Source organism: Oryzibacillus soli (genome assembly GCF_051594765.1).
Lineage (GTDB): Bacteria > Bacillota > Bacilli > Paenibacillales > NBRC-103111 > Paenibacillus_AR.
In genome coordinates this window covers 1-3,286 of the sequence record NZ_JBPPGJ010000046.1, presented here as the reverse complement: position 1 = coordinate 3,286, position 3,286 = coordinate 1, and the positions used below count along the sequence as shown (strand labels likewise).

2 protein-coding genes are annotated in these 3,286 nt (G+C 42.9%); both read right to left on the bottom strand.

Annotated elements, in window-relative coordinates; all coding sequences use genetic code 11:
- Positions 1 to 609 precede the first annotated feature (609 nt).
- Positions 610 to 1,143, bottom strand: coding sequence for a hypothetical protein (locus ACSEXW_RS27880; protein WP_438449457.1), 534 nt, complete (start codon positions 1,141 to 1,143; stop codon positions 610 to 612).
- Positions 1,144 to 1,985: 842 nt separating this feature from the next.
- A complete protein-coding gene (locus ACSEXW_RS27875; RefSeq protein WP_438449456.1) occupies positions 1,986 to 2,591 on the bottom strand; it encodes a hypothetical protein in 606 nt (201 codons plus the stop codon).
- Between the last annotated feature and the right edge of the window lie 695 nt (positions 2,592 to 3,286).

Genomic DNA, 3,286 nt, shown 5'->3' with positions numbered 1-3,286 from the left:
AACATTTCTAGGTTTTCAATACGTTTTTCATAAGGGCTTTAAGGGGTTCATCCGATTTCCTCGAAGGGGTTCACAAGGGTGGCGGGAAGGCTGGGTTTCGTCGATTGGTACAAGGGAAAGTCCCTTCAACCAATCGGCTTTTCCAGTCCTTTCCGCCTTCCAATGTCTTTATCGGATGAATCCCTTCCAAGCCCTTCACAAGTATTGAACATCTAGATGGGTAAAGACTTATGACGATTTCGTTCAGGAATCGCTTTGATCTTGAACCCCCACCGCTCTTAAGTATCAAGGTTCCGCCGAACGATCTGCTTGCTCGCAGTCCAACTCCAGGCGGGTTCTTGATTCTGTTGGGGGTTCAAGATCTTGATTCCTGATGGGCTTTCTTCTTTAGCCTTAGGGCAATTACATATAACGTTCGTGTATTCACGAACCCGAGAGGCTTAAGGCACGCTAGCGCCGGGTGGCTCCGCCACTTAGCCTCGCAGGGTTGTCTGCTGAATTCACTTCCCCGAAAAGCCTCTGCAGACCAAGGGTCCGTAAGGGCCCGCCGCGTGAATACGGTGTTAGGTGATGTCGGACACTTCTTGAATTAGCTAACAAGGTCTTGAGTTATAATTCAATTATTCTTTCATTCAGTAGCTCAAATCTTGTTGAAGGTCTTACTTGGGTCCCTTTATGTACTAATCTTATATCAGTTAATGGATCAAAGTGGGCTCCGCATGTATTACACTCTTTAAATACTATAGAATTGACTAAATCAGTAAAATAGAATAACTCTCCCTGACAGATAGCACATGATTCCTCAAAAGGCTTATTGAATGTTAATAATGTTTCCATCAGTTTTATGTATTGATAAATGTAACTCTTTACTTCTCGTTCATTGATCATTCTTTCATATTGTCTGAACGAATCACTTAACATATCATTTGTAATAATTAATTCCTCAGCAATAATATTTTCAAGTCTATTACTAAAATATTGAGTCCAATCAGGTCTTATGTTTTTGATAAATTTTTTTAGAAATAGCCATGAACTCACTATGGCCTGAAGAATTAATTCATTTTTAACGTTTTTCAGATTATCAGCATTGAAGATAACCGATAGTTCATTATTTGCTTTCTTGATATGACCATATATATTCACTCATGGTTCACATCCTTAATGGTTTTTATGGATATTTTGTCCGATTTCACCTAACGTTGTTGTATTCCCGACGCCCCACCACCTTAAAGGTAGCATGGAGCCAAAGGCAAAGCCGGCTTCCGACTGGCCGCGACGCGGTTAGGTGGTGCGGGTGTGTCGCCTGAATCCACTTCCTCGAAATGCCTCTTGGCGACCGAGGGGGCTTGTCCCCCGACGCGGGAATACGGTGTTATCTGTAGTTGTCCACTTCCTCGAATCGGCCCAAGAAATCGTCTTTCCATGTCTCTTACCCATCCTTCAAGGTTTTTATAAGGGCTTTAAGGGTTCATCCGATTTCCTCGAAGGGGTTCACCAGGGTGGCGGGATGGCTGGGGGGTAGCCGATGGGATCAAGGGATGGTCTCTTCCACCAATCGGCTTTCCAGTCCTTCTCGCCTTTCCAATGTCTTTATCGGATGAATCCCTTTATTGCCCTTAGATAAGTATTGAAATTCTTGATGGGTCAAGACCTTAAGACGATTTCGTTCAGGAATCCCTTAATCTTGAACCCCCATCGATCTTAAGAATCAAGGTTCCGTCGAACGAGATGATTGCTCGCAGTCCATCTCCAGTCGGGTTCTTGGTTCTCTTAGGGGTTCAAGATCTTGATTCTTGATGGGCTTTCTTCTTTAGCTTCTGGACAATTGCAGATAACGTTGTTGTATTCACGAACCCTCACTGGCTTAAGGGGCGCCAGCCCCGGGTCCGACGGACTTAGCCAGTGCAGGGTTGTCTGCTGAATCCTCTTCCTCGAAATGCCTCTTGCAGACCAAGGGCCGTAAGGCCCGCCGCGTGAATACGGTGTTATATGAAGCTTACGACATCCTTGAAATACTTACACAATCTTTCTATCTCTAAATATTCAATTTCTTGTGATCCAATAATCTCTGACTTGTAATCATTTAAATATCTGGACTGAAGTTTATATTTAAGTTGATATTGTCCCAATCTAGATTTTTCAACTTCTATTTCAAATTCATTTGGGGTCATTGATTCTAGCTTTACTAGTCCTTTTTCATTTTTCAAATGTAACTCTTTTGTTTTTAAGATAAATTCATTCAGTTCAGTTTTCTCTAACCATACAGATTTATTTGCAACATAATTATTAAACGATTCAACTACAATCAATAATTTAGCACTAGGATAGAACTCCTTTTGATGTTCCTTTACATAGAGCCCTAGAAATTGCTGTTCCTTATGAACTGTATAGCTTTTTTCATTCTCAAGAATAAATTCTTGCTTATTATTAATCCTATTCCATGGACAACTTGGATCGTTGCATGGTTCATCTGGATCAAATTCTCCATGTTCAAATTCGAAGTGAAAGCATATCCAATGCATTCCTTCGAATATGTCATATTCTGTTTCATAGACCCGCACTGGTTGCCCACATCTTCTACATATCTTCATTGAATTCACTTCCATTAGTTTTTTCGTAAGTTTCATATAACGTTGTTGTATCTACGAACCCACACCACCTTAAGGAAGCCCCGATCCATCAGCGCAGCTGGATCCCGACCGGCCGCGACGCGGTTAGGTGGTGCTGGGTTGTCTGCTGAATCCGCTCCCCCGAAATGCCTCTTGCAGACCAAGGGCCGCCAGGCCCGCCGCGTAGATACTGTGTTATGCGTAGTTACTGTCTTCCGTGTATCACATTCATGTCCTTGCCAAAATCGATCTTACTTGTTTTATGAGCTCTGTGATCTAAACCAATGTGTTTCCAATTCTTTAATTCTAGTTTGTTTATTTCTTATAATTTTTATTAAAATGCCCTTATGTCTTTCCCCCTATCATTCTAGTTTCATTCCGAGTCGCGTCTCACGCGACAAAATCTTCCGCTCGCGTGGACGAAGGGGGTTACTTCTCGCACGCATTCTCTCGCGACTAACCCTTCTCTACTTGTTTGTAAGTTATGGTCTTTAGAATCGTCCTTTAAAATGGTTCAGGGTCTACAGTAATTACGCATAACGTTGTTGTATCTACGAACCCACACCACCTTAAGGAAGCCCAGATCCATATGCGCAGCTGGGTCCCGACCGGCCGCGACGCGGTTAGGTGGTGCTGGGTTGTCTGCTGAATCCGCTTCCTCGAAATGCCTCTTGCAG

What these genes read in the sequence shown, in the direction of transcription:
- ACSEXW_RS27875 (WP_438449456.1), bottom strand. Translation starts at nt 2,591, where the DNA reads ATGAAGATATGTAGAAGATGTGGGCAACCAGTGCGGGTCTATGAAACA.